19 protein-coding genes are annotated in these 23,180 nt (G+C 67.0%); 2 read left to right on the forward strand and 17 right to left on the reverse strand.

Annotated features, from left to right (window positions below):
- Positions 1–492: 492 nt before the first annotated feature.
- Both AC10QF_RS14640 and AC10QF_RS14645 read left to right on the forward strand, forming a co-directional pair.
- Positions 493–3,567 carry a TonB-dependent receptor gene (locus AC10QF_RS14640; protein WP_329848454.1) on the forward strand — a complete coding sequence of 1,025 codons (3,075 nt, stop codon included), beginning with the start codon at positions 493–495 and terminating at the stop codon, positions 3,565–3,567.
- Positions 3,568–3,754: 187 nt separating this feature from the next.
- Positions 3,755–3,949, forward strand: coding sequence for a heavy-metal-associated domain-containing protein (locus AC10QF_RS14645; RefSeq protein WP_065184972.1), 195 nt, complete (start codon positions 3,755–3,757; stop codon positions 3,947–3,949).
- A gap of 80 nt (positions 3,950–4,029) precedes the next feature.
- Here the strand turns inward: AC10QF_RS14645 and cueR are convergent, their stop codons facing one another.
- The 17 genes from cueR to hisG form a co-directional block, all read right to left on the reverse strand.
- Positions 4,030–4,485 (reverse strand): Cu(I)-responsive transcriptional regulator, encoded by a 456-nt coding sequence (gene cueR, locus AC10QF_RS14650; protein ID WP_065177589.1) that lies wholly within the window; start codon positions 4,483–4,485, stop codon positions 4,030–4,032.
- An 11-nt stretch (positions 4,486–4,496) separates the two neighbouring features.
- Positions 4,497–6,998, reverse strand: a complete 2,502-nt coding sequence (locus AC10QF_RS14655) for a heavy metal translocating P-type ATPase (RefSeq protein WP_494542422.1) — start codon at positions 6,996–6,998, stop codon at positions 4,497–4,499.
- Positions 6,999–7,160: 162 nt separating this feature from the next.
- Entirely contained in the window at positions 7,161–10,118 is a 2,958-nt protein-coding gene (locus AC10QF_RS14660; RefSeq protein WP_494542423.1) for a TonB-dependent receptor plug domain-containing protein, read from the reverse strand.
- Between the two features lie 295 nt (positions 10,119–10,413).
- Complete coding sequence (locus AC10QF_RS14665; protein ID WP_494542424.1) at positions 10,414–11,043, reverse strand: hypothetical protein; 630 nt, start codon at positions 11,041–11,043, stop codon at positions 10,414–10,416.
- A 164-nt stretch (positions 11,044–11,207) separates the two neighbouring features.
- Complete coding sequence (locus AC10QF_RS14670; RefSeq protein ID WP_095377679.1) at positions 11,208–11,945, reverse strand: copper homeostasis protein CutC; 738 nt, start codon at positions 11,943–11,945, stop codon at positions 11,208–11,210.
- Positions 11,942–12,940: a glycosylasparaginase gene (locus AC10QF_RS14675; RefSeq protein ID WP_111178341.1), complete on the reverse strand. Its 999-nt coding sequence runs from the start codon at positions 12,938–12,940 to the stop codon at positions 11,942–11,944. The genes AC10QF_RS14670 and AC10QF_RS14675 overlap by 4 nt, the downstream gene beginning before the upstream one ends.
- A 51-nt stretch (positions 12,941–12,991) precedes the next feature.
- Positions 12,992–14,014 (reverse strand): glucokinase, encoded by a 1,023-nt coding sequence (locus tag AC10QF_RS14680; RefSeq protein WP_494542425.1) that lies wholly within the window; start codon positions 14,012–14,014, stop codon positions 12,992–12,994.
- 84 nt (positions 14,015–14,098) lie between these two features.
- Positions 14,099–14,383: a hypothetical protein gene (locus AC10QF_RS14685; protein WP_005409434.1), complete on the reverse strand. Its 285-nt coding sequence runs from the start codon at positions 14,381–14,383 to the stop codon at positions 14,099–14,101.
- 35 nt (positions 14,384–14,418) lie between these two features.
- A complete protein-coding gene (locus AC10QF_RS14690) occupies positions 14,419–16,008 on the reverse strand; it encodes a calcineurin-like phosphoesterase C-terminal domain-containing protein (RefSeq protein WP_053500446.1) in 1,590 nt (529 codons plus the stop codon).
- Positions 16,009–16,085: 77 nt separating this feature from the next.
- Positions 16,086–16,706 (reverse strand): bifunctional phosphoribosyl-AMP cyclohydrolase/phosphoribosyl-ATP diphosphatase HisIE, encoded by a 621-nt coding sequence (gene hisIE, locus AC10QF_RS14695; RefSeq protein ID WP_329845208.1) that lies wholly within the window; start codon positions 16,704–16,706, stop codon positions 16,086–16,088.
- A complete protein-coding gene (hisF, locus tag AC10QF_RS14700) occupies positions 16,696–17,472 on the reverse strand; it encodes an imidazole glycerol phosphate synthase subunit HisF (RefSeq protein ID WP_053499875.1) in 777 nt (258 codons plus the stop codon). The genes hisIE and hisF overlap by 11 nt, the downstream gene beginning before the upstream one ends.
- Positions 17,466–18,200 (reverse strand): 1-(5-phosphoribosyl)-5-[(5-phosphoribosylamino)methylideneamino]imidazole-4-carboxamide isomerase, encoded by a 735-nt coding sequence (gene hisA / locus AC10QF_RS14705; RefSeq protein ID WP_494542426.1) that lies wholly within the window; start codon positions 18,198–18,200, stop codon positions 17,466–17,468. Before hisA ends, hisF begins: the two co-directional genes overlap by 7 nt.
- Positions 18,197–18,799: an imidazole glycerol phosphate synthase subunit HisH gene (hisH, locus tag AC10QF_RS14710; RefSeq protein WP_138953596.1), complete on the reverse strand. Its 603-nt coding sequence runs from the start codon at positions 18,797–18,799 to the stop codon at positions 18,197–18,199. The genes hisA and hisH overlap by 4 nt, the downstream gene beginning before the upstream one ends.
- On the reverse strand, positions 18,796–19,869 hold the full coding sequence (hisB, locus tag AC10QF_RS14715; RefSeq protein WP_197592397.1) for a bifunctional histidinol-phosphatase/imidazoleglycerol-phosphate dehydratase HisB: 1,074 nt from the start codon (positions 19,867–19,869) through the stop codon (positions 18,796–18,798). The genes hisH and hisB overlap by 4 nt, the downstream gene beginning before the upstream one ends.
- Positions 19,866–20,960, reverse strand: coding sequence for a histidinol-phosphate transaminase (gene hisC / locus AC10QF_RS14720; RefSeq protein ID WP_099495181.1), 1,095 nt, complete (start codon positions 20,958–20,960; stop codon positions 19,866–19,868). Before hisC ends, hisB begins: the two co-directional genes overlap by 4 nt.
- The gene (gene hisD / locus AC10QF_RS14725) at positions 20,957–22,252 is read right to left on the reverse strand and encodes a histidinol dehydrogenase (RefSeq protein WP_478489496.1); all 1,296 of its coding nucleotides are present in this window, start codon (positions 22,250–22,252) and stop codon (positions 20,957–20,959) included. Before hisD ends, hisC begins: the two co-directional genes overlap by 4 nt.
- Positions 22,249–23,160, reverse strand: a complete 912-nt coding sequence (hisG, locus tag AC10QF_RS14730; RefSeq protein WP_494542427.1) for an ATP phosphoribosyltransferase — start codon at positions 23,158–23,160, stop codon at positions 22,249–22,251. Before hisG ends, hisD begins: the two co-directional genes overlap by 4 nt.
- Positions 23,161–23,180: the final 20 nt, after the last annotated feature.

Consider the following 23,180-nt stretch of genomic DNA (forward strand, 5'->3'; position numbering starts at 1 on the left):
TGCAGGGTGTCCGCGGCATGGATGCCGCGGCCAAGCCCCCATGGACGGGTTTACGGCGTCCCCGCAATCCGACACCGCCCCGCCAAACCACAGCCAACCCAGAGCCGCTTTGGCTTTGGCTTTGGCTGTTGCCGGCCAGCGGCCGGCACTACCGCGGGTGCAGGGCGCAGCCCTGCCGCCCCCCCCTCCCCTGCGCACGAAAACGATTTCACTGATTTCAGCAAACCGTCATCCCTTCGCCACGCCAGTACCATATTGCGCAGCAGCATGCGCCTGCGGGCGACCCGTGCTAAAAATCGCCCGCCCATCGCTTAGATCGATCCAAGACGACGCTGCGATGGCCGGGAGTTGGGGGAGCAGCAACAGGACGTACCAGGCCACGCGCGCGGCGCCACTGGCAGTTGCTTGGCGACAGCGACAAAGTCACTTCAAATTAGATCGATTCAAGTTGTCCGTGCCACGTCACCGGATCAATCCATGAGAGAGGGAGAGATGGGAATGCAGCATTCAACACGTACGCATGGCCAGGACGCATTGTCGTTGGCCATCGCGCTGGCCTTGGCCGCCGCCGTCATTCCGGGTGGCGCCGCCGCGCAACAGGCCGCTTCCACCGGCTCGCAGGACGCCACCACCCTGGACAGCGTCCAGGTCACCGGCTACCGCTACGCCATTGAAAAGAGCCTCGAGCAGAAGCGCGACGCCAACGCGGTGGTCGAGGTGATCACCGCCGAGGACGTCGGCAAGTTCCCCGACAAGAACGTGGCCGACGCACTGCAGCGCGTGCCCGGCGTGGTCATCACCCGCAGCGGTGGCGAAGGCAAGAGTGTCAGTGTGCGCGGCCTCGCGCCGGACCTGACCCTGACCCAGTTGAACGGCAACTTCGTCGCCTCGTCGGAGACCAACAACGAAGCGACGCGCTCCTTCAACTACACCCTGCTGCCATCGAACATGTTGTCCAGCGCGGAGCTGTTCAAGTCGCCGGAAGCACGCATCGACGAAGGCGGCATCGGCGGCACGGTCATCCTGCATACCCGCCGCCCGCTGGACATGGAATCCAACTCCGGCTACGTGAACCTGGAGGGCACCACCTCCGATACCAGCCACGATGTCGATCCGCAGGCGTCCGCGCTGTACTCGTGGCACAGCAAGGATGAGCGCTTCGGCGTCCTCGTCGGCGTGACCCAGCAGAAGCGCACCACCCGCACCATGGAAGCCAGCACCGAGGACTACCAGTGGTACGGCAATGGCACCACGGCCCGCGATGCCAACGGCAACCTGCTGGAGCAGGATGGCATCCACTACTGGTGGGGCCAGTCCGGCTTCAACAACCAGGCTGGCAAGAACTACAGCGAATTCTTCATGCCGACCTCGGTGAACTTCGCGGTGAAGGAAGAAAAGCGCGAGCGCAAGGGCGGCCAGCTGACCTTCCAGTTCAAGCCGGTCGACAACGTCACGATGACCGCGAACTACTTCCGCTTCGAGCTGCAGGGTGACTACACCCAGAACATGCTGAAGGTGCCGGAGTGGAACCTGGCCCGCTACAACCAGGACGGCAACTGGGCTGGCGGCCGCCTGCTCAACGGCCTGGATTTCGACCCGAGTGGCAGCATCGTCACGGGCGCGCAGTACCAGAAGCTGGCCGGAAAGACCTATTACTGCAGTGAGGAAGAAGCAGCGGCAGCCGGCCTGGAACCCGGTGGCTGGGGCCCGGACGACTGCACCATCCCCACTCCGCAGCTCACCGGTGGATACAGCAAGGAAAAGGCACTGTCGCAGACCGCCGACCTGACCATCGACTGGGATATCAGCCCGCTGTGGAAGGCCTCGTTCACCGGCGGCCGCACCTGGTCCGAAGGTGGTCCGTCGATGAATTTCCGCATGTCGGCCAAGCCGCGCCGCAAGGTTGGCAACCAGTGGCAGTCCGGCAACCAGTACACCGCCTGGGACCTGACCGGCACGCCGTCGGTGCAGTTCTCGCCGGACCTGCAGCAGCAGTTGATGGCGGGCGTGGCCGAAGTCGATACCGGCTCGACCGATTCGTCGTGGATGCAGACCGAGGTCAAGCAGAACTACTTCCAGGCCGACGTCACCAAGCTGTTCGAGGCCGGCTGGCTGGATTCGATCCAGTTCGGCGCCAAGTACCGCGATGGCAAGGTCCACCGCAACACCGGCAACACCTATTGGGTGTGCCCGGGCCTGGATCCGTCCGACTATGACAACAATCGCTACCAGGCCGGCTGCGATCCGACCGCAGGCGATGCGCAACCGGGCTTCTTCCTGTCCAACCCGATCAGCAACATCACCGGCGCGTTCAACGCCAACGTGTTCCCGGGCATCAACTACCCGGCCTACATCGACTACCTGAACAAGACCTACGGTGGCTCGCACAACCGCACCGAAGAAGACTTCGTCTACGACGTCAACGAGAAGATTTATTCCGGCTACTTCCAGGCCAACTTCCGCACTGAGCGGGTACGCGGCAACATCGGCGTGCGCGTGGTGCGGACCAAGCAGTTCGCCCAGTCCAGCGATTCGGTCGAGCGCTTCAACGACTATTTCGTCGACAACGCCAGCGGCGCGCCGATGAGCTGCGATGATCCGGCCGCCGACCCGAACCTGCGCTGCCAGGGTGGCTTCGTCCGCCTGCCCGACCCGCAGGTGCGCGACAAGGTGTATGCCCTGTCGTCGCTGGAAAAGACCTATACCGACGTGCTGCCCAGCTTCAACATTGCCTGGGACATCACCGACAACCTGGTGCTGCGTGGCGCGGCGTCGAAGGTGGTCGCGCGCCCGAGCTACACCAGCATCGCCTATCCCGGTGGCCTGCGCTACATCAGCGAAGAGTACGCCAACGACCGCCGCGTCACCGGCGGCACCGACACGCCCGGCTGGTACGGCTCGGGCAGCAACAAGGCGCTGGAACCGTTCAAGGCGGTCCAGTTCGACCTGGGCCTGGAGTGGTACTTCAAGCCGGGCGCGGTCGCAGGTGTTTCGCTGTTCCGCAAGAACGTGGACAACTTCACCGTGCCGGTGGTGCGCGACCAGCAGATGAACGTCGGCGGGCAGTCGGTCACCGTGCAGAAGTACGAGACCCAGGCCAATGGCCGCGATGGCGTGTCGCAGGGCGTGGAACTGTATGGCCAGTACACGTTCGACTTCGGACTGGGCGTGCAGGCCAACTACACCTACAACGACACCAACCTGGCCTCGATCGTGCTGGATGGCGAGGAAATCGGCTCCTCGCCGCTGGTCGGCAGTGCCAAGAACCAGGCCAACGTTACGGTGTTCTACGAGAACGACAAGTTCCTGGCGCGCGCCTCGTACAACCGTCGAGGTGAAGTGGTCGGCGGCCTGAACAATGGCATGACCACCTACACCAAGCCTTACAGCCAGCTTGACCTGAACGTGGCCTATAACCTCACCCCGGACTGGACGGTGACCGCGGCCGTACTGAACGCCACCAAGTCCGAGCTGCGCAGCTACATCGGCAACGACAGCCAGGCCCGCCTGCTGTCCAATCTGTACGCCGGGCGCCAGCTGTATTTCGGCGTGAACTGGAAGTTCTGAGGCAGCGCCGGGCCTGGCCCGGCGCAGTCTTGCCCGCCCCGACGGGAATGGTCCTCCACGGCAGCCGCGCTGGTACAGGCGGCTGCCGTTTTCATTTGCCTGCACCGCCGTTCAGCCACCTGATTGACCCTGCCATCGTTGGAAGGTGCACACTGGTTTCACCTCACGAGCACCGAAGGAGCTACAGATGGAATTCCATGTTGACGGCATGACCTGCGGCGGCTGCGCGCGCAGCGTGACCCGCGCGATCCAGCAGATCGATCCCAGCGCCAGTGTGGTGGCCGATCCGCCGACCGGCCTGGTCAAGGTGCAGACCACCGCATCACAGGAGCAGGTGTTCGCCGCGCTGAAGGATGCGGGGTTCCCGCCGCGCACTGCCTGATCCCCTGCTTTCTGCCACAGCGGAGCCCGCCCCCTGCACTGTCACTGGGCGGGCTTTTCAGTGCATGCGAACATGAAAACTCAGTGCTTGCGTGCGCGGCGGCGCACCGCGCCGGTCTTGGCCGCTTCCACCGGCAGCGGAGCCTCATCGTCTTCACCCAGCCGCTGCAGGATCGGGCATTCCGGGCGCTCATCGCCGGCACAGCAGCGGATCAGCGATTTCAGCGTGTCGGCCATCTGCCGCATGTGCTCGATGCGCTGTTCCAGGTCGGCGATGTGCTGCTCGGCCAGCTGCTTGACGTCGGCACTGTGGCGCGACGTGTCGTTCCACAGGCCCAGCAGGTCGCCGATCTCGGCCACCTGGAAGCCGAGATCGCGCGCGCGGCGGATGAAGCGCAGGCGATGGATGTCGGCCTGCGAATACGCCCGATAGCCCGACTCCGTTCTATCCGCCGCAGGAATCAGGCCGATCTGTTCGTAGTAGCGGATCATTTTCGCCGACACGCTGGAGGCCTTGGCGGCGTCACCGATATTCATGCGATTCTCCTTCAGTGGGTCGCAACGGCGGCATCCGCCATTGGCGGCTGGAAGCGGCGCAGGCGCAGTGCGTTGCCCAGCACGAACACACTGGACAGTGCCATCGCACCGGCCGCGAACACCGGCGACAGCAGCACGCCCCAGGCCGGGTAAAGCACGCCGGCGGCCACCGGAATCAACGCGGTGTTGTAGGCGAAGGCCCAGAACAGGTTCTGCCGGATGTTGCCCAACGTCGCCTTCGATAGCGCAATGGCGTTCGGTACGCCCTGCAGGTTGCCCGACATCAGCACCACGTCGGCCGATTCCACCGCGATATCGGTGCCGGTGCCGATGGCCAGGCCGACATCGGCCTCGGCCAGTGCTGGCGCATCGTTGATGCCGTCACCAACGAAGGCGACGTGGCCGTGCGTAGCCTTCAGCCGGCGCACTGCCTCGACCTTGCCTTCCGGCAGCACCTCGGCCACCACTTCATCGATGCCGAGCTGGCGCGCGATCGCCTTCGCGGTCCCGGCGTTGTCGCCGGTGATCATCGCCACCTTCAGGCCCAACCGATGCAGTGCCGCGATCGCTGCCGGGGTGCTCGGCTTGATCGGATCGGATACCGCGATGATCGCGGCCAGGCGACCGTCGATGGCGGCATACAGCGGCGACTTCCCCTGCGTGCCGAGTTCCGCCGCCAATGCTGCGAATGCAGTGATGTCCACGCCCAAGTCGCGCATGAAGCGATCGGCACCGACCTCCACGCGTGCACCCTCGACACTGGCCCGCACGCCCATGCCGGTGACCGATTCGAAGTCGACCATGCCCGGCAACGTGATGCCCTGCCCGGTCGCGGCATCAACAATCGCGCGGGCGATGGGATGCTCCGAGCGCGACTCCACCGCGGCCACTGCCGCCAGAACCCTGTTGCGATCGAAGCCGGCAGCAATCTCCAGATCGGTCAGGCGCGGGCGGCCTTCGGTCAGCGTGCCGGTCTTGTCCACCGCCACCACCTGAGCGTCCTTCAGCAGCTGCAGTGCTTCGCCCTTGCGGAACAGCACGCCCATTTCGGCGCCACGACCGGTTCCGACCATGATCGAGGTCGGCGTGGCCAGGCCCATCGCGCACGGGCAGGCAATGATCAGCACCGCCACCGCATTGACCAGTGCGAAGCTCAGTGCCGGCGATGGACCGAAGATCAACCAGACCGCGAAGGTCGCCAGCGCGGCCAGCATCACCGCCGGCACGAACCACAACGTGACCTTGTCGACCACCGCCTGGATCGGCAGCTTCGAGCCCTGCGCCTGTTCGACCATGCGGATGATCTGCGCCAGCAGGGTCTGCGCGCCCACGGCCGTGGCCCGCACCGTCAGTGCGCCCTTCTGGTTGACCGTGCCACCCACCACGCTGCTGCCCGGCAGCTTCTCGACCGGAATCGGCTCGCCGCTGATCATCGATTCATCGATGTAGCTGCGGCCTTCAACCACCTCGCCGTCGACCGGCACGCGCTCGCCCGGGCGCACTTCCACCAGGTCGCCGCTCTGCACTTCATTGACCGGGATGTCGACCGCGCGGCCGTCACGGACCACATGGGCCACCTTGGCCTGCAGGTTGACCAGGCGCTTGATCGCTTCGGAGGTGCGGCCCTTGGCCCGGGCCTCCAGGAAGCGGCCGAGCAGGATCAGCGCGACGATCACCGCCGCCGCTTCGTAGTAGACGTTCACCGTGCCCGGCGGCAGCAGCCGCGGTGCAAAGGTCGCTACCACCGAATAGCCGAACGCCGCGGCGGTGCCCACCGCCACCAGCGAATTCATGTCCGGCGCCAAACGCAGCAGCGCCGGGAACCCCTTCTGGTAGAAACGGCGGCCCGGAATGGCCAGCACCAGCGCGGTCAGCACGAACTGCAGGTACCAGCTGGCCTGCATGCCGAGGGTGGACATCACCCATGCGTGCATGTCGGGGATCAGGTGCGAACCCATTTCCAGTACGAACACCGGCAGTGCCAGCGCGGTGGCCACGATCAGGTCGCGCTTCAGTCCGGCGCGCTCGGCATCCTTCTTTTCCGCAGCCTGATCATCGGACTGCACACCCGCCTCGATCACACGTGCGTCATAGCCGGCCTTGTCGATCGCGGCGACCAGCGCAGCCACGTCCGCCATGCCACGCACCGTGGCGCGCTCGGTGGCCAGGTTGACGCTGGCCTGGCTGACGCCGGGCACGGCCAACAGCGCGCGTTCGACACGGCCCACGCAGGAAGCGCAGGTCATGCCTTCGACCGCCAGCTCGGTGGTCGCCGCGGGCACGTCATAGCCCACCCGCTCCACTGCCTGGACAAGCGCCGCGCGATCCACCGGGCCCGACGGACGAATGTCCGCCCGCTCGGTGGCCAGGTTCACCGAGACACTGCCCACGCCCTCGACCTTGGACAGTGCTGCCTCGACCCGGCCTACGCAGCTGGCGCAGGTCATGCCCTCGATGGGCAGGCTGATGGTGGAGGGGCTGGCGGGGGCGGCAGCGGCGCGCGGCGTGCTCATGATCGGATTCCCGGGTTTCCTTCTGGATGCGGACAGGCTAAACCTTGCCATCGTGGGAAGGTCAAATCCAGCCTGTCCGCATACCTTGAAGGGGGCGCCGCCCCCGGTGTTCCGTTTCCGCATCCACGCATGGCGTGGATCTACCGGCGGAGGCCGGTCTCCTCAGAAGGTGAACACATACTCCAATGCGAACTCGCGGCCGACCGCGCTCAGCAACCGGGTCGGGGCGAAGTCATAGTCCAGCTTGTACGGGTCCTTGTGGTTCCAGCTGGCCGAATTGAACACGTTGTTGACGTAGACATTGACCTTGGCGTGCTCGGTCACCTGGTAACCCACGTTGACGTTCCAGGTGATGAACGGCCCGACCCGGCCGAAGTAGCGCGAGGTCTGCTGGCCCGCGTTGGGGTTCGGGTTCACCGAGCCATCCGGCAGCTGTGCCGGTTCCAGGCAGTTCAGCGACGGACTGTCACTGGGCACGTAGCCGTCGGCGAACGGCAGGCAACCGCCGGGATTGTCCAGGCGATCGGTGCCCCAGTGATAGCGCACGCCCGGCACCGAACCCACGCGGTCGGCATAGACGTTGGCGTTCCAGTTGCCGCGCTGCCAGGCCAGGCTCGCGCGCAGCTTGCTGCGCAGGTCTCGGTCGCGCCGTTCCGGGTTCGGGTCGTTGGCGTAGCGCTGTTCCTTGGTCGAGATCTGGTTGGTGTAGTTCAGGCCCAGCTGGAAGCTGCCCCACTGCGCGGTTTCCAGGCGATAGCGTGCAGTCAGGTCGATACCGCGCACTTCCCGGCTGGCCAGGTTGAACGGGCCGCGCTCGATCGACACCAGCCGGCCGCTGCTGTCACGGTTCACGCGGGCCAGAATGCCGGCGCAGTAATCGCCACCGGCCGGATTGGCCCACGGCGTGCCATCGATGTTCTTGCCGGTCAGGCAGCCGGCCTCGCTGGCCAGCACCTCGTCGGCGCCGACGTCGACGATCATGTCTTCCAGCTTGATCGCCCAGTAGTCGGCGCTGACCGACAGGTTCGGCATCACGTCCCAGACGAAGCCGACCGTCCACGAATCGCCGGTTTCCGAACGCAGCAGCGGCGTGCCACGCCGGTTCACGTCGAAGGTGTACCAGACATCGGTGTTGCCCACGCCACAGTTGTTGACCAGGTAGGCACCGCTCTGGATGCAGCGCAGGCGGTCATAGGTCTGCACTTCGGAACTGCTCGGCTGGCCCAGCAGATAGTGCATGTCCGGCGCGTGGAAACTGGTGGCGTACGAGCCACGCACCAGCAGCGATTCGACCGGGCGCCATTCCAGGCCGACGTTCCAAGTGGTCTCCTTCTGGCTGCCGATATCCAGCGTTTCACTGCTGTCATCGGCCTTGTAGTTGCCATAGCGGTCGTAGCGGGCGGCCGCGGTGGCCGTCACGCTCTCCAGCAGCGGGATCTTGAACTCGACGCCGGCCGAGTAGCGGGTGCGCTCGCCGCCACCGCGATCGACGTTCTGCAGATCGAAGTCGATGCCGGCGCGCGGGTCCGGGCTGAGGTGATAGCCCTGCTGCGCGACTTCGGCCACGGCGGCGAACGAGATCGGGCCGGCCCAGCCCTGGAACAGTTCGCCGGTGATATCCGCCGAGGCCTGGTTGACCCACGATGACGCGCGGTTCCTGGCCACCGCACCCATCTGCCAGTACTGGTCCGGCGTGAGCGGATTCCACCAGCGCGATTCGTTCAGCGCGTAGATCGCCTCGCCGTTGGCGGTGGTGCCCAGGCGCGGGCCGAGGAAGTAGTCGTACGACTTCTGCTTGTCGACCACGTTCTGCCGTTCTTCCACGCGATAGTAGGAACGGCCCACCGTGGCGCTCCAGTCGAAGCGGTCGGCAAGGCGTCCACGCAGGCCCGCGCTCCAGTCCCATGACAGCTCGCGGTTGGTGTTGCGCAGGGTGTCCAGGCCGCCGACTTCGTTCGGGGTGAACTGGCGCACGCCCAGGATCGGGCGGTTGCGGTTGGCATCCCAGTAGTAGCCGTTGTCATCGTCGATCAGCGAGACGCTGGGTGGATTGGTGCCCCAGATCGCTTCGGAGCGGTACACCGCCAGGTTGGTCCAGGCCTGCAGGTCGCTGCTGAAATCGAAGGTGGCATACAGGTTGCCGGACACGTTCTCGGCACCACCGGTCAGCAGCCAGTTGGCGTAGTCGGCGCTCATGCCGCACAGGCGGCCGGTGTTGGTGATGCGGTTGGCGGCGTAGTTGTAGACCAGTCGATCGGCCGTGTAGTACTCACCGTCGAACTTCTCGCAGGTACCGGTGGGCGGCGCCAGGCGCTGGCCCGTCGTCGGATCGATCAGCGCCAGCCCGGCCGTGGGACGGAAGCCGACCTTGCGCTGCTCCATGTTCCAGGACGCATACGGCGCATCATCGGCATCGTCCATCTGCGGGCGGTCGCGGCCGAACAACGGATCGCGCTTGGTGTACTGCAACGCATAGGTCACGCTCCAGTTGTCACCCGTTTTGCCGCCGGCCCATGACAGGTCCCAGGTGTCGCGCCCGCCTTCGGTGGAGGTGCCGCCGCGCACGCGCACTTCGTCGCCGTCGTAGTTGGTTTTGAGGATGACGTTGACCACGCCGGCGATCGCGTCCGAACCATAGATGGCCGAGGCGCCGCCGGTCAGTACTTCGATGCGTTCCACCGCTGCGGCCGGAATGTTGCCGTAGTTGGAGAAATTGGTTTCACCGCCATACGGCAGCGGGTAATCGGCCACGCGACGGCCGTTGACCAACAGCAGCGAGCGGTTCGGGCCCATCCCGCGCAAGTTCAGCCCGCTGGCATTTGGCGTGTGCGAACCCCACTGCGAGGCGGCTTCAACGGTGCCGGTCGCTTCGGTGAGCGTCTTCAGCGCGTCATACACGCTGACGAAGCCCTCTTTCTGGATCTGCTGCGCGGTGATCACGTTGACCGGGGCCGGGCCTTCGACACTGGCGCGCTTGATGCGCGAACCGGTAACGGTGACCGCATCCAAGTCCTTGGTGGACGAACTGGCCGCTTCCTGTGCACCAGCGGCCAGGGGAAACAGGACCAGGACCAGTGCCTGGGACAGCAGGTGACGACGCTTGCGAACGGACTGAGCCATGGGTGATTGCTCTTGGAAAGTGTGGACGCACGGACGGTGGTGGCGTAGCACGACGGCTGATCCGGGTACCGGGATCGGTTCACGACCGTCCCAGCCCCTCCCCTGTGGATCGATCCAAACTAAAGCACAGCTGAACCGCGCCGGGCATGCGGCGATGCAGCAACCGCTGGCGGAATGCCGCTATCGGCTGCCGGTATCCAGAACAATCAAAGGGTTGCGCAACATCGCTGAGAGAACGGCGCACACGACAATGACACGAACGCGACAATCGCGCGCGGAACGGTTTTGTCCGCCCTCAGCGATTCCCCTCACCCGATCGAGTCGGGACGAAGTGGTCATTTCGGAGGGTGTAGTGGCTCGACGCATCGCCTCCGGGTCCGATACCCCACCACTCGATGGTGATCCCGCCGCCCTGCCAGATGACCGAGGAAAAGTCGGATTCACTGTGGGGTCGCCCCGAGTTCTGGCTGGCCAGAGACAGGGCCTCAGGGCAGCTGCTGATCCGTATCCTGCCCCGCTCCACGGGCTCCAGCGGCATCACTTCGTAGACGAAGAGATGGATCTCGCGCCCAGCGCCGCAAAGGCCCATCGGGCTATCCGCGTTGGAATCGAATACCTGATACAGCGCGCGAAAACGCCTCGCCCCGATTCGATGTGCACGCGTGTCGAGGAACGCGCCCCGCGCGGTTGGCTCAAGCCTCACACCAACCATTTCGGGGTCAACCTGCAGGTCCTTGTCGGCAGCCACCTCCCGCACCCACTCCGGTGCCTGCCCTTCACGTGCGCCGATTGCAATCGCTGGCACCGCGCAGACAAGCAGCAGGAACGGTCGAAACATGCGGGAATTCGTTGGCGAACGACGGTATGAACCACTATCGGCAATCACCGACTGCGCCGCCATGCGACGGCGCACCAGCGTATCCATTTCAACGACTTGGCCTGCCGCTCTAGCCGTTCGAACGTGCTGTAAGCGTCACTTCTTCGGGCGCAACGATGGGCAGGCCCGAGGTCGGAGCCCTTCTGCGAAGGGATCCGACCCCGGGCCCAAAGAGCAGCCGAGCGTTGGCTCGGCTCTACAGGAGAAGCGGGTTACCTTGCGCCGTCCAGCGCCTGCCGCAGTGCGGCCACGGTGGCGGTGGCGGTCTGGCTCCAGTCCGGGTCCAGGCCGCGCAGCGCCGGGTTCTGGAACTGCATGGCCGAGCGCCGCAGGCCCTTGGCCGAGGCGTGCAGTTCGGTGCAGCCGCTCCGTCGCGCAACGGCCGCGATGTTGGCCGGTCCCAGCCCGGCGCCGGCCATCACCGTGATACGTCCCGCCGCCTGGGTGACCAGACCCGCCAGCACATCCGCGCCGGCCTCGGCGCTGAACTGGCCGCCCGAGGTCAGCACGCGCTGGCAACCCAGCTCAACCACCTGCTCAAGTGCCGCAGGCAGATCGCGGGCAGCATCGAAGGCGCGATGGAAAGTCACCTGCAGCGGCCCGGCGGCCTGCACCAGTTCACGGCACAGCGCCAGATCGATCCCGCCCTGCACATCCAGCGCACCGATCACCACGCCATCGCAGCCGAGCGCGCGGCACTGCGCGATGTCACGCAGCATCAGTTCGGTTTCCAGTGCGTCGTAGTGGAAGTCGCCCGGTCGCGGGCGCACCAGTACGAACAGCGGAATGGACAGGCGTTCGCGGGCGATCGCGATGCTGGCGAACGACGGCGTTGTGCCGCCCTCGGCCAGGTTGTCGAACAGTTCGATGCGATCGGCGCCGCCGGCCTGGGCGGCCAGCGCCGAGGCCAGCGAGTTGCTGGCAATCTCCAGGGTCAGCCGTGTGCTCACGCCTGGGTGCTCGTGTAGATCGACGGCGAATCACGCAGGTCATCCTGGCGCTGCGCATCGCACACGGCGTAGACGAAGCCGCGGTGCAACGCGTAGGCACCCACCTCGCCCTGCTTGTTCATGGCCAGGAAGCACACCTGCAGCGTCTTGCTCGCTTCGGGGCGCTTGCGCACCACGCGGTCGATGGCTTCGCGGCAGGCCTGCGCGGGCGAGCGCCCTTGGCGCATCAGTTCGACCACCAGGAACGAGGCGGCGTTGCGGATCATCTCCTCACCCACGCCCGAGGCAGTGGCCGCGCCCACTTCGTTGTCGACATACAGGCCGGCACCGATGATCGGGCTGTCGCCGACCCGGCCGTGCAGCTTCCAGGCCATGCCGCTGGTGGTGCAGGCACCTGCAAGATGGCCCTTGGCATCCAGCGCCAGCATGCCGATGGTGTCGTGGTTGTCACTGTTGCCGGGAATACCACGGCGCTCGGCATTGATCTGCGGCTGGTACTTCTCGGTCTTCAGCCACTCGCGCCAGGCCGCTTCGGCCTGCGGCGTCAGCAGGTGCCTGCGTTCAAAACCCTGCTGCACCGCGAACTGCTGCGCGCCCTCGCCCACCAGCAGCACGTGCGGGCTGTTTTCCATCACTTTGCGGGCCACCGACACCGGATGCAGGATGTCCACCAGCGCGGCCACTGCGCCACAACGGCCATCACCATCCATGATGCTCGCGTCCAGGCTCAGCACGCCGTCGCGATCCGGGTTACCGCAATGGCCGACGGTGGGGTTGCACAGCTCGCTCTCGGCCCAGCGTGCACCGGCTTCAACTGCATCCAGTGCGCTGCCACCCTGCGCCAGCACCTCCCATGCGGCCTGGTTGGCCGGCACGCCGAAGTCCCAGGTCGAAACCACCTTGGCCCCACCCTGCGTGCGCGCCTGCACGCCCGGCAAGGCCACCATGCCTGCAGCCAGTGCGCCGGCCTGCAGGAACTGCCTGCGATCCACCATCTTCCCCTCCCAGTCTGCAATGCACGGCCGGCCCGATGCCGGCCACGCCGATCAGTCGTGCGTGGGCTGCCGTGCGGCGTACCAGACCGCTGCGCCGAGAACGCCCAGCTGGCCATGCTCCACGCGCCATACCGGCACCTGGCGCAGTACCTCGGTCAGCACGCCCTTGTTGAGGAAGCGCTCACGGAAGCGGCCATCGGCCAGGAAATCCTGCACATGCGCGGAAATGCCCCCGGCCAGGTACACCGAACGCGCACCCACCGCGATCGCTGCGTCGCCGGCCAGGCTGCCCAGCCAGGCACAGAACACCTGCAGCGTTTCCACCGCCAGCGCATCCTCGCCGCTGCGCGCGGCGCCGATCAGTGCCTCGGTGCTGCCCCACACCGGGGTGACACCGCGCAGTTCGCACAGGCACGGATACAGGTTCATCAGGCCACTGCCGGACAGCACGCGCTCGTTGTCCACGTGCGTCCAGCGCTGCAGCAGCTTGCCCAGCACCTGCAGTTCCAGCGCGTTGCCGGCGCCGAGCGCGGCATGGCCGATCTCGCTGGCCAGCACCGGACGCTCGCCGTCGGCAAAGCGCAATGCTGCACCCAGGCCGGTACCGGCGCCCAGCACCAGCGCCGGGAACGCCTGCGCCGGGTCAGCATCGCCATTGAGCGGCACCAGGGTGTCAGGCTGCAGGTAAGGAATGGCCAACGCCACCGCTTCAAAATCATTGATCAGCTGCAGCTCATGCAGCCCGGACTGCACCCGCGTGGCCGACAGCGAGACCGTCCATGGCAGGTTGGAATTGATCAGCACATCGCCATCGAGCAGGCCGGCGATGGCGACCACGGCGGCCTCTACCGGCTGGCCGAGGCCTGCGGTGAAATCAGCAAGGATCGCTGACAGGCTCGGATGCTCGGCGCAGGCATAGGTGCGATGGCTGCCCAGCAGTGGTGCCTGGCCGGGTTGCGTTTCAGCCAGCGCCAAACGGGCGAAGGTGCCGCCGACATCGGCGACAACGAGACTGCGCGGAAGACCGCCGCGGGCGGAGTCGGTGGAAACCGGGGACGCTGCTGCGATGGTCACGCTGGCCTGCTTGGATCGATTGAATCGCCCCGATTCTCAGGCATCGGGGCGGCTTTGCCTAGCGCGCCGGCGGTTCAGGTTGGACTACATGCCTTCCTGTTCGGCCACCTGCACACCATCCACCAGCACGCGCAGGCGCTGCGGGCGGAAGCCGGCGAACAACAGCGGCCGGGTGCGCTCGACCAGCACCTCATGGCCGGCGATGTGGCGCAGCCACGACTGTACCAGCGAGAACGAGAAGTGGGTGCCCGGATGCAGCGGATGCTGCACCCAGACCTTCTCGGTGGCGCTCTGCAGCAGCATCGCGCCGGTGAACCAGTGGCGGCTGAGGGTGACTGGCGTGGTGCCGGCCATGAAGCGGATATCCATGCGGGGTCCTTTCGCTGGAGCGGAGATGCGGGGGATCAGGGCTGGGCCGTCTGCAGGCTGTAGCGGGTGGTGGCGGTGAATACTGCGCCATCAGGCTGGGTAGAGCGTACTTCGACCTTGTGACTGCCCACTGCCAGGTCGGTCGGCAGCGCACCACGCCACAGGTGCGGCGACGCGGTGGCCTCCGGCGAACGGTCGTAGCCGCGCAGGCTGTCAGCCAGATCGTCAGCCACGTTCTCCACCATCAGGCGCGGATCGGGCTGACTGACCTGCTTCATCGGCTGCCAGGCACCGCCATCGACGCGGTACTCGACCACGCTGGCGTCCTCGCCCATGTAGACGTTGGCGTAGACACCCCACGCCGGATAGGCCCCCTGGCGCAGCACCTTCGGTGCATGCAGGCCGATCTGCTCGCTGGCCGGCTTGCCGGCCACGCGGTACTGCAGTTTGTAGCTGCCATTGCCGGCGACGTCCAGCAACGCGTAGCCCTTCGGCGTGCCATCACTCATGGCGCTGTCCGGCACGCCGGCGGCATCCTTCACCCCGGACCAGAATGCGCCGCAGTTGGCACCGACGTTGTATTCGTGCAGCGGCTTGTCACCGTTCCAGCCGTCGGCCTTGCCGTGGTAGACGTGCTGCTGGGTGTGGCTGTGCCCGCTGAGCACCAGCACGTTGCGGAAGTCCTTCAGCAGGTCGAACAGGCGCTGGCGGTCAGCATGACGGAAGGTCTCGCGCCCCGGCGCGGCGTCGAACAGCGGGATGTGCATGCCCAGCACCAGCAGGCGGTCCTTGTGCAGGCCTTTCAGGTAGCTGGCAAGGAAAGCGAACTGGTCTTCGCGCAGGCCACCGACATACTTCGGCCTTGCGTTGGGGTCATACACCACGTCGTCGAGGAACACGAAACTGGCACCGCCCTCTTCCACCGCGTAGGTGTCCGGGCCGTAGATGTTGCGCCAGCTGTCCAGCGAATGCTCGTCGCTGGCTGCATCGAAATCGAGGTCGTGATTGCCCGGCACATGGAACCACGGCACGCCCAGCGACGTGGTGACCTTGTTGATTGCCGGATACAGGGTCAGATCGTCGTTGACGATGTCACCCAGGGTGGTGCCCATGCGCGCCTTGGTCTGGCCGATCAGCGGCGACACGATCGACTGCTGGTAGTAGCCGATGTCCTTCAGGCTGGCGGTCTGGGAGTCGGTGAAGACCAGCATCTGGAAGCCGCGACGGCTGTCATGGCGATCCGACTGCAGCGCGAAATCCCAGTTGCGGGTGACATCGCTGGTGGCGGCGATGCCGCCGTACTTCAGCGCCGGCGAGCCGTTCGGGCGGAAGTGGCGCCAGAACGAAGGCAGGCCGTCTGTCGCCTTCGGGAACGAATACGCATCGGGCTTGATCACGAACACGGTCTGGCCGTCACGCACCGGAAGGCTGTAGCTGCCATCGGCGGCGGTCTTGACGATCGTCTCGCCGTTGGAGACCTGCACCCCGGCCAGGCCCGGATCGGTCGCACCGCGGCCCGGCTTGCCGTCACGCTCCAGATAGACCTTGCCGGTGACCACGGTGTCCGCAGCCCAGGCCGGCGAGGTCAGCAACAGGCAGCACAGCCAGGCGGCAGGCAGTTTCATGGGAGGCATCCGGCAGAAAGAGACGCGGTATTGTAGAGCCGAGCCACGCTCGGCTGCATTGCCGGCACTACCACGCTTCAACGATGGCGTTTTTCCAGCACCGCCCGCGCATCGTCCAGCGACAGACCGCGCGCGCGCAGCAGTACCAGCAGGTGGTACAGCAGGTCCGAAGCCTCACCGAGCAGTGCCTCGTCATCCTGCGCAACCGCAGCCAGCGCGGTCTCCACCCCCTCCTCACCCACCTTCTGTGCGATGCGGCGGATGCCGCCCTCGAACAGGCGGGTCGTATAGCTGCCCGGCGGGCGCTGCGCCTCACGCATCGCGACCAACTGGTCCAGCCCGCCCAGGAAGTCCTTCGGCGCCTGGTCGAAACAGCTCTCCGCACCCGTGTGGCAGGTTGGCCCCGCCGGGCGTGCCATCACCAGCAGCGTGTCGGCATCGCAGTCGACACTGATCGACTGTACCGCCAGGACGTTGCCGGACTGCTCGCCCTTGGTCCACAACCGCTGCTTGCTGCGGCTGAAGAAGGTCATGTGGCCGATGGCCAGCGTGGCGGCCAGCGATGCGGCGCTGACATAGCCCAGCATCAGCACCTGCAGGGTATCGGCATCCTGCACCACGGCCGGCAGCAGGCCGTCGCCCTTGCCCCAGTCCAGCGCCTGCAGCGCATCCAGCGATGGCCTCACTTCAATAGACATCCCGCACCTCGATCTGCTGTGCGCGCAGGTAGCGCTTCAATTCCGGAATGGCGATGGCACCGCTGTGGAACACGCTGGCTGCCAACGCGCCGTCGACGTCGGCCTGGTCAAAGGCTTCGGCGAAGTGCTCCATCGCACCGGCGCCACCGGAGGCGATCAGCGGCACCTGGCACAGGGCCCGCGCCTGCTGCAGCTGCACGACATCGTAGCCACGGCGCACGCCGTCGCTGTCCATGCAGTTCAGCACGATCTCGCCAGCGCCACGCCGTTGAGCTTCGACGATCCAGTCCAGGGTACGCAGCGGTACCGCCTGGGTCTTGTCCGGGTCGCCACTGAAACGGCGCACCCGCCACTGGCCGTCCGCTTCACGTACCGAGTCGACACCCACCACCACGCACTGCACGCCGAACTCGTCGGCCAGTTCAGTGATCAGTTCCGGGCGGCCCAGCGCGGGGGAGTTGATCGACACCTTGTCGGCACCGGCGAACAACACGCGACGCGCGGCTTCCACGCTGTCGATGCCACCGGCCACGCAGAACGGAATGTCGATCAGGCGCGCGATGCGCTCGATCCACGCCACGTCCACCGAACGCGCCTCGGGGCTGGCGCCGATGTCATAGAACACCAGCTCGTCGGCACCCTGGTCGCGGTAGCGCTGCGCCAGCTCGGCGATGTCGCCCATGTCGACGTGGTCGCGGAAGCGCACGCCCTTCACCACGCGGCCATCGCGCACGTCAAGGCAGGGAATGATGCGGCGGCTCAACATGCCAACGCCTCCGCCAGGTCAATGCGCTGCTCCAGCAGGGCCTTGCCGAGAATCGCACCACCGCAGCCAGCGGCACGCGCCTCGGCCACATCGGCCACGTCACGGATGCCGCCGGACGCCTGCACCGCCACCCCCGGCAGCAATGCAGACAGGTGCTGGTAGAGGCCGATATTGGGCCCGGCCAGCATGCCGTCGCGGGCGATGTCGGTGCACAAGAGGTGGCGCATGCCGGCGCGCGCGTAGCGCTGGGCCAGGTCATCCAGGGTCACCCCGGCGTTCTCGGTCCAGCCGTGCACCGGCAGCTGCCACTGCCCCTGTGCGTCCTGGCGCGCGTCCAGCGCAATCGTGATGCGCTCGGCGCCAAATTCCTCCAGCCAGCCGACCACTTCATCGGGGCGGCGCACCGCCAGCGAGCCGACCACCACGCGGCCGGCGCCAGCATCAAGCATGCGCGCCACATCGTCGCGGCCACGCACGCCACCACCGGTCTGCACCTGCAGCGGCGTCTGCGCGCGGATCGCCGCCAGCAGCGGTGCCAGCGTATAGCCACCGGCGCGTGCAGCATCCAGGTCGACCAGATGCATCCACTGCGCGCCCTGTGCGGCGAAGGCCTGCGCGCGCGGCAGCGGATCGTCGCCGTAGGAGGTTTCCTGCGCGTAGTCGCCCTGGCGCAGCCGCACCACGCGGTCATCGCGGATATCCAGCGCGGGGTAGACGATGTAACTCATGCAGCGGTGCCCTCGAGGAAATTGCGCAGCATCAGCGAGCCGGTCTCGCCGGAGCGCTCGGGGTGGAACTGTGCGCCGTAGTAACGGCCCTGCTCCACCACGGCAGTGAACAGGCCGCCGTGGTCACAGGCAGCGACGGTGTGGGTATTGAGGGGCGCCGCGTAGCTGTGCACGAAGTAGGCGCTGGCCCGCTCCGGGACACCCTGCAACAGCAACGACTCCCGCAGCGGCAGCAGCCGGTTCCAGCCCATGTGCGGCACGCGGATGCCACAGGCCGGCACCAGCTTGCGCACCACGCCCGGAATCAGTCCCAGTGTCTCTACGCCCGCTTCCTCGGAGCGTTCGAACAGCAACTGCATGCCAAGACAGATGCCCATCAGCGGCACCTGCAATCGCTGCAGCGGTTCCACCAGGCCCTGCGCGTGCAGGCGCTGCATGCCGGGACCGGCGGCGCCGACACCGGGCAGGATCACCCGCTGCGCACCCACCAGTTCGTCCGCATCGCGCACCAGCCGCACCGTCGCGCCCAGGCGCTCCAGTGCGTAGCGCACCGAGCCCAGGTTGGCACCACCGGCATCGATCAGCGCGACGTCGCTCACAATGCCCCCTTGGTGCTCGGCAGTGCCGTGCCCTGCCGGGCCAGCGCCGGGCGCAGTGCGCGCGCCAGCGCCTTGAAGCAGGCCTCCACCTTGTGGTGATCGTTGTCGCCGCGTACCTGCAGATTGAGGTTCAGGCCACTGGCATCGCACAGCGAACGGAAGAAGTGCGGCACCAGCTCGGTCGGCATGTCGCCCACCCGCTCGCGCTTGAACTCGCCCTCGAACACGAAGTACGGGCGTCCGCTGAAGTCCAGCGCGGCGCTGGCCAGGGTCTCGTCCATCGGCAGGGTGAAACCGTAGCGGCCGATGCCGCGCTTGTCGCCCAGCGCCTCGCGCAGGGCCTGGCCCAGGGCCAGCCCGGTGTCCTCGATGGTGTGGTGCTCATCGATGTGCAGGTCACCCTCGGCCTGGATATCGAGGGCGAACCCGCCGTGCTTGCCGATCTGTTCCAGCATGTGGTCGAAGAAGGGCAGTCCGGTGGCGATGCGCGCATCACCGGCACGGTCCAGATCGAGTTCAACGCGGATCTTCGTCTCCTTGGTGTTGCGCTGGACCACGGCAGTACGCGGCGCGTCGGCCAGCGCGTGGGCGATGCCCGGCCAGTCCCACTCGCCCCCGAACTGCGCGGTGCGCAGCTGGAAGCCACGTATGTTGAGGTTGTCGGCGAACTGCAGGTCGGTGATGCGGTCGCCAACCATGCCCGAGCGCGCCCAGTCGATGCTGCGGTCCTGCAGGTAGGCGGTCATCAGGCCGATGCCCGGCTTGCGGGTCGGCGCATTGTCCTGCGGCCAGCTGCAGTCGATCAGCACGTCACGGAAGGTGATGCCCTGGCTCTCGAAGATCTGCAGCATCAGGTCGTTGGGGCCATCGAAGCTGGCGCGTGGGTAGCTGTCGCTGCCCAGGCCGTCCTGGTTGGTGACGATCACGAACTGGTAGCCGGCATCCCGCAGCTTCAGCAGCGCCGGGATCACCTGCGGCACGAAGCGCAGCTTCTCGTAGGCATCGATCTGGAAATCGGACGGCTCCTCGATGAGGGTGCCGTCGCGGTCGATGAACAGGATCGGGGTCATGCTGCGGCCCTCCGCGCCGACAGGGCCGCAAGCACGCGGTCGTTCTCTTCGGGACTGCCGATACTGATGCGCAGTGCATCACCCAACTGCGGCGCGGCGCGCTGGTCACGCACCACCACGCCCGCAGCCAGCAGCGTATCGAACGCGGCCTGGGCATCGGCGAAGCGAACCAGCAGGTAGTTGCCGGCCGAGCGGTAGACGCGACGCACGCCGGCCAGGCCCGGCAGCGCCACGCGCAGGCGTTCGCGCTCGGCAATCACCGTGGCTACGCGCTCGGCGGTCCGGGCCAGCGCGGCGGGTTGCAACGCCTGCACCGCCAGTTCCGCGCACGGCGTCGGCACCGGGTACGGCGCCTGGCAGCGGCGCAGCACGGCAATCAGCTCCGGGGCGGCCATCAGGGTGCCGATACGGGCAGCAGCCAGCGCGTGCGCCTTGGACAAGGTGCGCAGTACCGCCAGGTTGGCGTGTGCGGCCAGAAGCGTGGTGGCCGATGCGCGCCCCGCGTACTCCACATAGGCCTCGTCCACCACCACCAGCGCCTGCCCGCGCAGCGCAACCGCCACACGCTCGACCTCCTCCAGAGCGATGTCACTGCCGGCCGGGTTCGACGGTGCGCACAGGAACACCAGCTTGGCTCCCTGCGCCTTGGCCGCGTCGATCACCGCATCCAGATCGGCGCGCAGGCCATCCTCGCTGTCCACCAGCGGCACTTCAATCAATGCGGCGCCCTGCAGGCGTGCGCAGACGGCGTACATGCCGAACACCGGCGGCGTGACCAGCACGCCATCGCGACCGGGCACACACAGCGCGCGCACCAGCAGGTCGATGGCCTCGTCACTGCCGCGGCCGACCAGCAGCTGCTGTGGCGTCACGCCGTACAGCGCCGCCAGTTCCTCACGCAGCACCAGCGGTTGCGGTTCGGGATAGCGCCGGCTGCTGCCAGCCGCATCGGCCGGATTGGCCCAGGCCGACTCGTTGGCATTCAACCAGACCTCGCCCTGCACCACCGCACTGCGCGCCGAGCTGTAGCCGGCGAAGGCCTGCAGATCCGGGCGCACCAGTGCCAGCACGTCATCAATGGCGGCGCTCATGCGGCGGCCTCCATGCGCAATGCCACCGCACGTTCGTGGGCATCCAGGCCTTCGGCGCTGGCGATGATGCGTGCGCAGCCGCCGATCGCCGCCAGGCCGGCGGCGCTCGCGCTCTGCACGCTGATCAGGTTCTGGAAGCTGGCAACGCTGACGCCACTGTAGGCACGCGCGGCACCGGCGGTCGGCAGCACGTGGTTGGTGCCGCTGCAGTAGTCGCCCAGTGCTTCGGGGGTGTAATCCCCCAGGAACACCGAGCCGGCCGCCTGCACCTTGTCCAGCCACGCGCGCGGGTCGCGCAGGGCCAGGATCAGGTGCTCGGGCGCATAGCGGTTGCTGATCGCGAAGGCCTCGTCCAGCGAATCGACCTGGATCAGGCGCGAGGCCGACAAGGCCTGGCGCGCGATCTGCTGGCGCGGCAACACGGCCACCTGGCGCTCCACCTCGGCTTCGACCACGGCCAGCATCGCGGCATCGTCGGTCAGCAGCAGTACCTGCGAATCCGGGCCATGCTCGGCCTGCGACAGCAGGTCGGCGGCGACGAATGCCGGATTGGCGCCGGCATCGGCAATCACCAGCACTTCCGAAGGACCGGCCGGCATGTCGATGGCGGCGGCGCCGTCCTGTGCGACCTGCTGCTTGGCTTCGGTAACGAAGCTGTTGCCCGGCCCGAACAGCTTGTCGCAGGCGGGAATGCTTGCGGTGCCATAGGCCATGGCAGCGATCGCCTGCGCGCCGCCCAGCTTGAACACGCGCTGCACGCCGGTCAGCCGCGCCGCCACCAGTACGGCCGGGTCTGCGCTGCCATCGGCTCGCGGCGGCGTGCACAGCACCACCTGCGGGCAGCCGGCCAGCTGTGCCGGAACACCCAGCATCAGCGCGGTGGACGGCAGCGGCGCGCTGCCGGCTGGCACGTACAGGCCCACCCGCCCGATCGGACGCAGCATGCGTTCGCAGACTACGCCCGGCGCGGTTTCAACTGCGTATCCCTTGCCCATGCCGGCGGCGTGGAAGCGGGCGATGCGCTCGGCCGCGTCCACCATGGCCTGGCGCAGTTCGCCGGGTACGGCGGCTTCGGCCGCAGCGAACTCGGCTTCGCTCACTTCAAAGGACGACAGTTCGACACCATCGAAGCGTGAGGTGATCGCACGCAGCGCGTCGTCGCCCTGCGCGCGCACCTGTGCAATCAGCGTCGCCACCGCGTCGCGGGTCTGCTGCGCCACGGTCTGCACCGGGCGGGTCAATGCCGCGCTGCGCGCGGCCTCATCAAGTCGGGACCAGATCAGACGGTTCATGCCAGCGACCGCTCCACGCTCAGTACCATCAGGCCCTGCGCACCCGCGCGCTCGAGCTCCTCCATGCGCTGCCAGCTCAGCGGGCCGGGGCACATGGTCTGCAGGCGCAGCGCACCGCCATCGGCCGGCAACCGCACCAGCGGCTCGGCATCGGCCAGCAACTGCGCCAGCGCGTCGACGCGATCCTCGCTGGCGCGGAACATCAGCAGCTTGCGGTCCTGGCGCTGCACCACGCCGTCGAGGCGGCGCAGCAGCATCGCGCGCAGCGATGCACGTGCATCATCCGGCACGCGCACCGCACCAGCCAGCACCGCCTCGCTGTCGAGGAGATTGTGTACCGGGGTCAACTGGTTGGCACGCAGCGTGGCGCCGCTGGACACCAGATCGCAGATCAGGTCGGCGGTACCCAGGCGCGGGGCGATTTCCACCGACCCGGACAGCTCGACCACCTGCGCGTCCACGCCCTGCTCGGCCAGCCACTGCGTGAGGATGGCCGGGTAGCTGGTGGCGATGCGGGTGCCGGCCAGCTGCGCCGGGCCCTGCCACTGCCATTCCTCGGGCACCGCCAGCATCAGCCGGCACTGGCCGAAGCCCAGCCCGCGCAGCGCCTGGTAGGCGTCGGGCAGGCCGATCTGACGGCGTGCCGCGGCCTGTTCGTCCAGCTCGTTGCGGCCGACGATGCCGAGGTCGCAGACGCCGTCGGCGATCAGGCCGGGGATGTCGTCGTCGCGCACCAGCAGCAGGTCTACCGGCAGCGATTCGCCGTAGCAGAACAACTTGTCACGGCTTTCGCGCCAGCTCAGGCCACAGGCGCTGAGCAGGTTGCGGGCGGGCTCGGCCAGCCGGCCAGTCTTCTGGATGGCGATACGCAGCCGGTCTCGTGCCGGCGCTGCCTGGGTTGCACTCATGGGGGAGGTCTCGAAGTTCG

This window comes from Stenotrophomonas maltophilia complex sp. Om-AH-Sm3, from assembly GCF_059337855.1.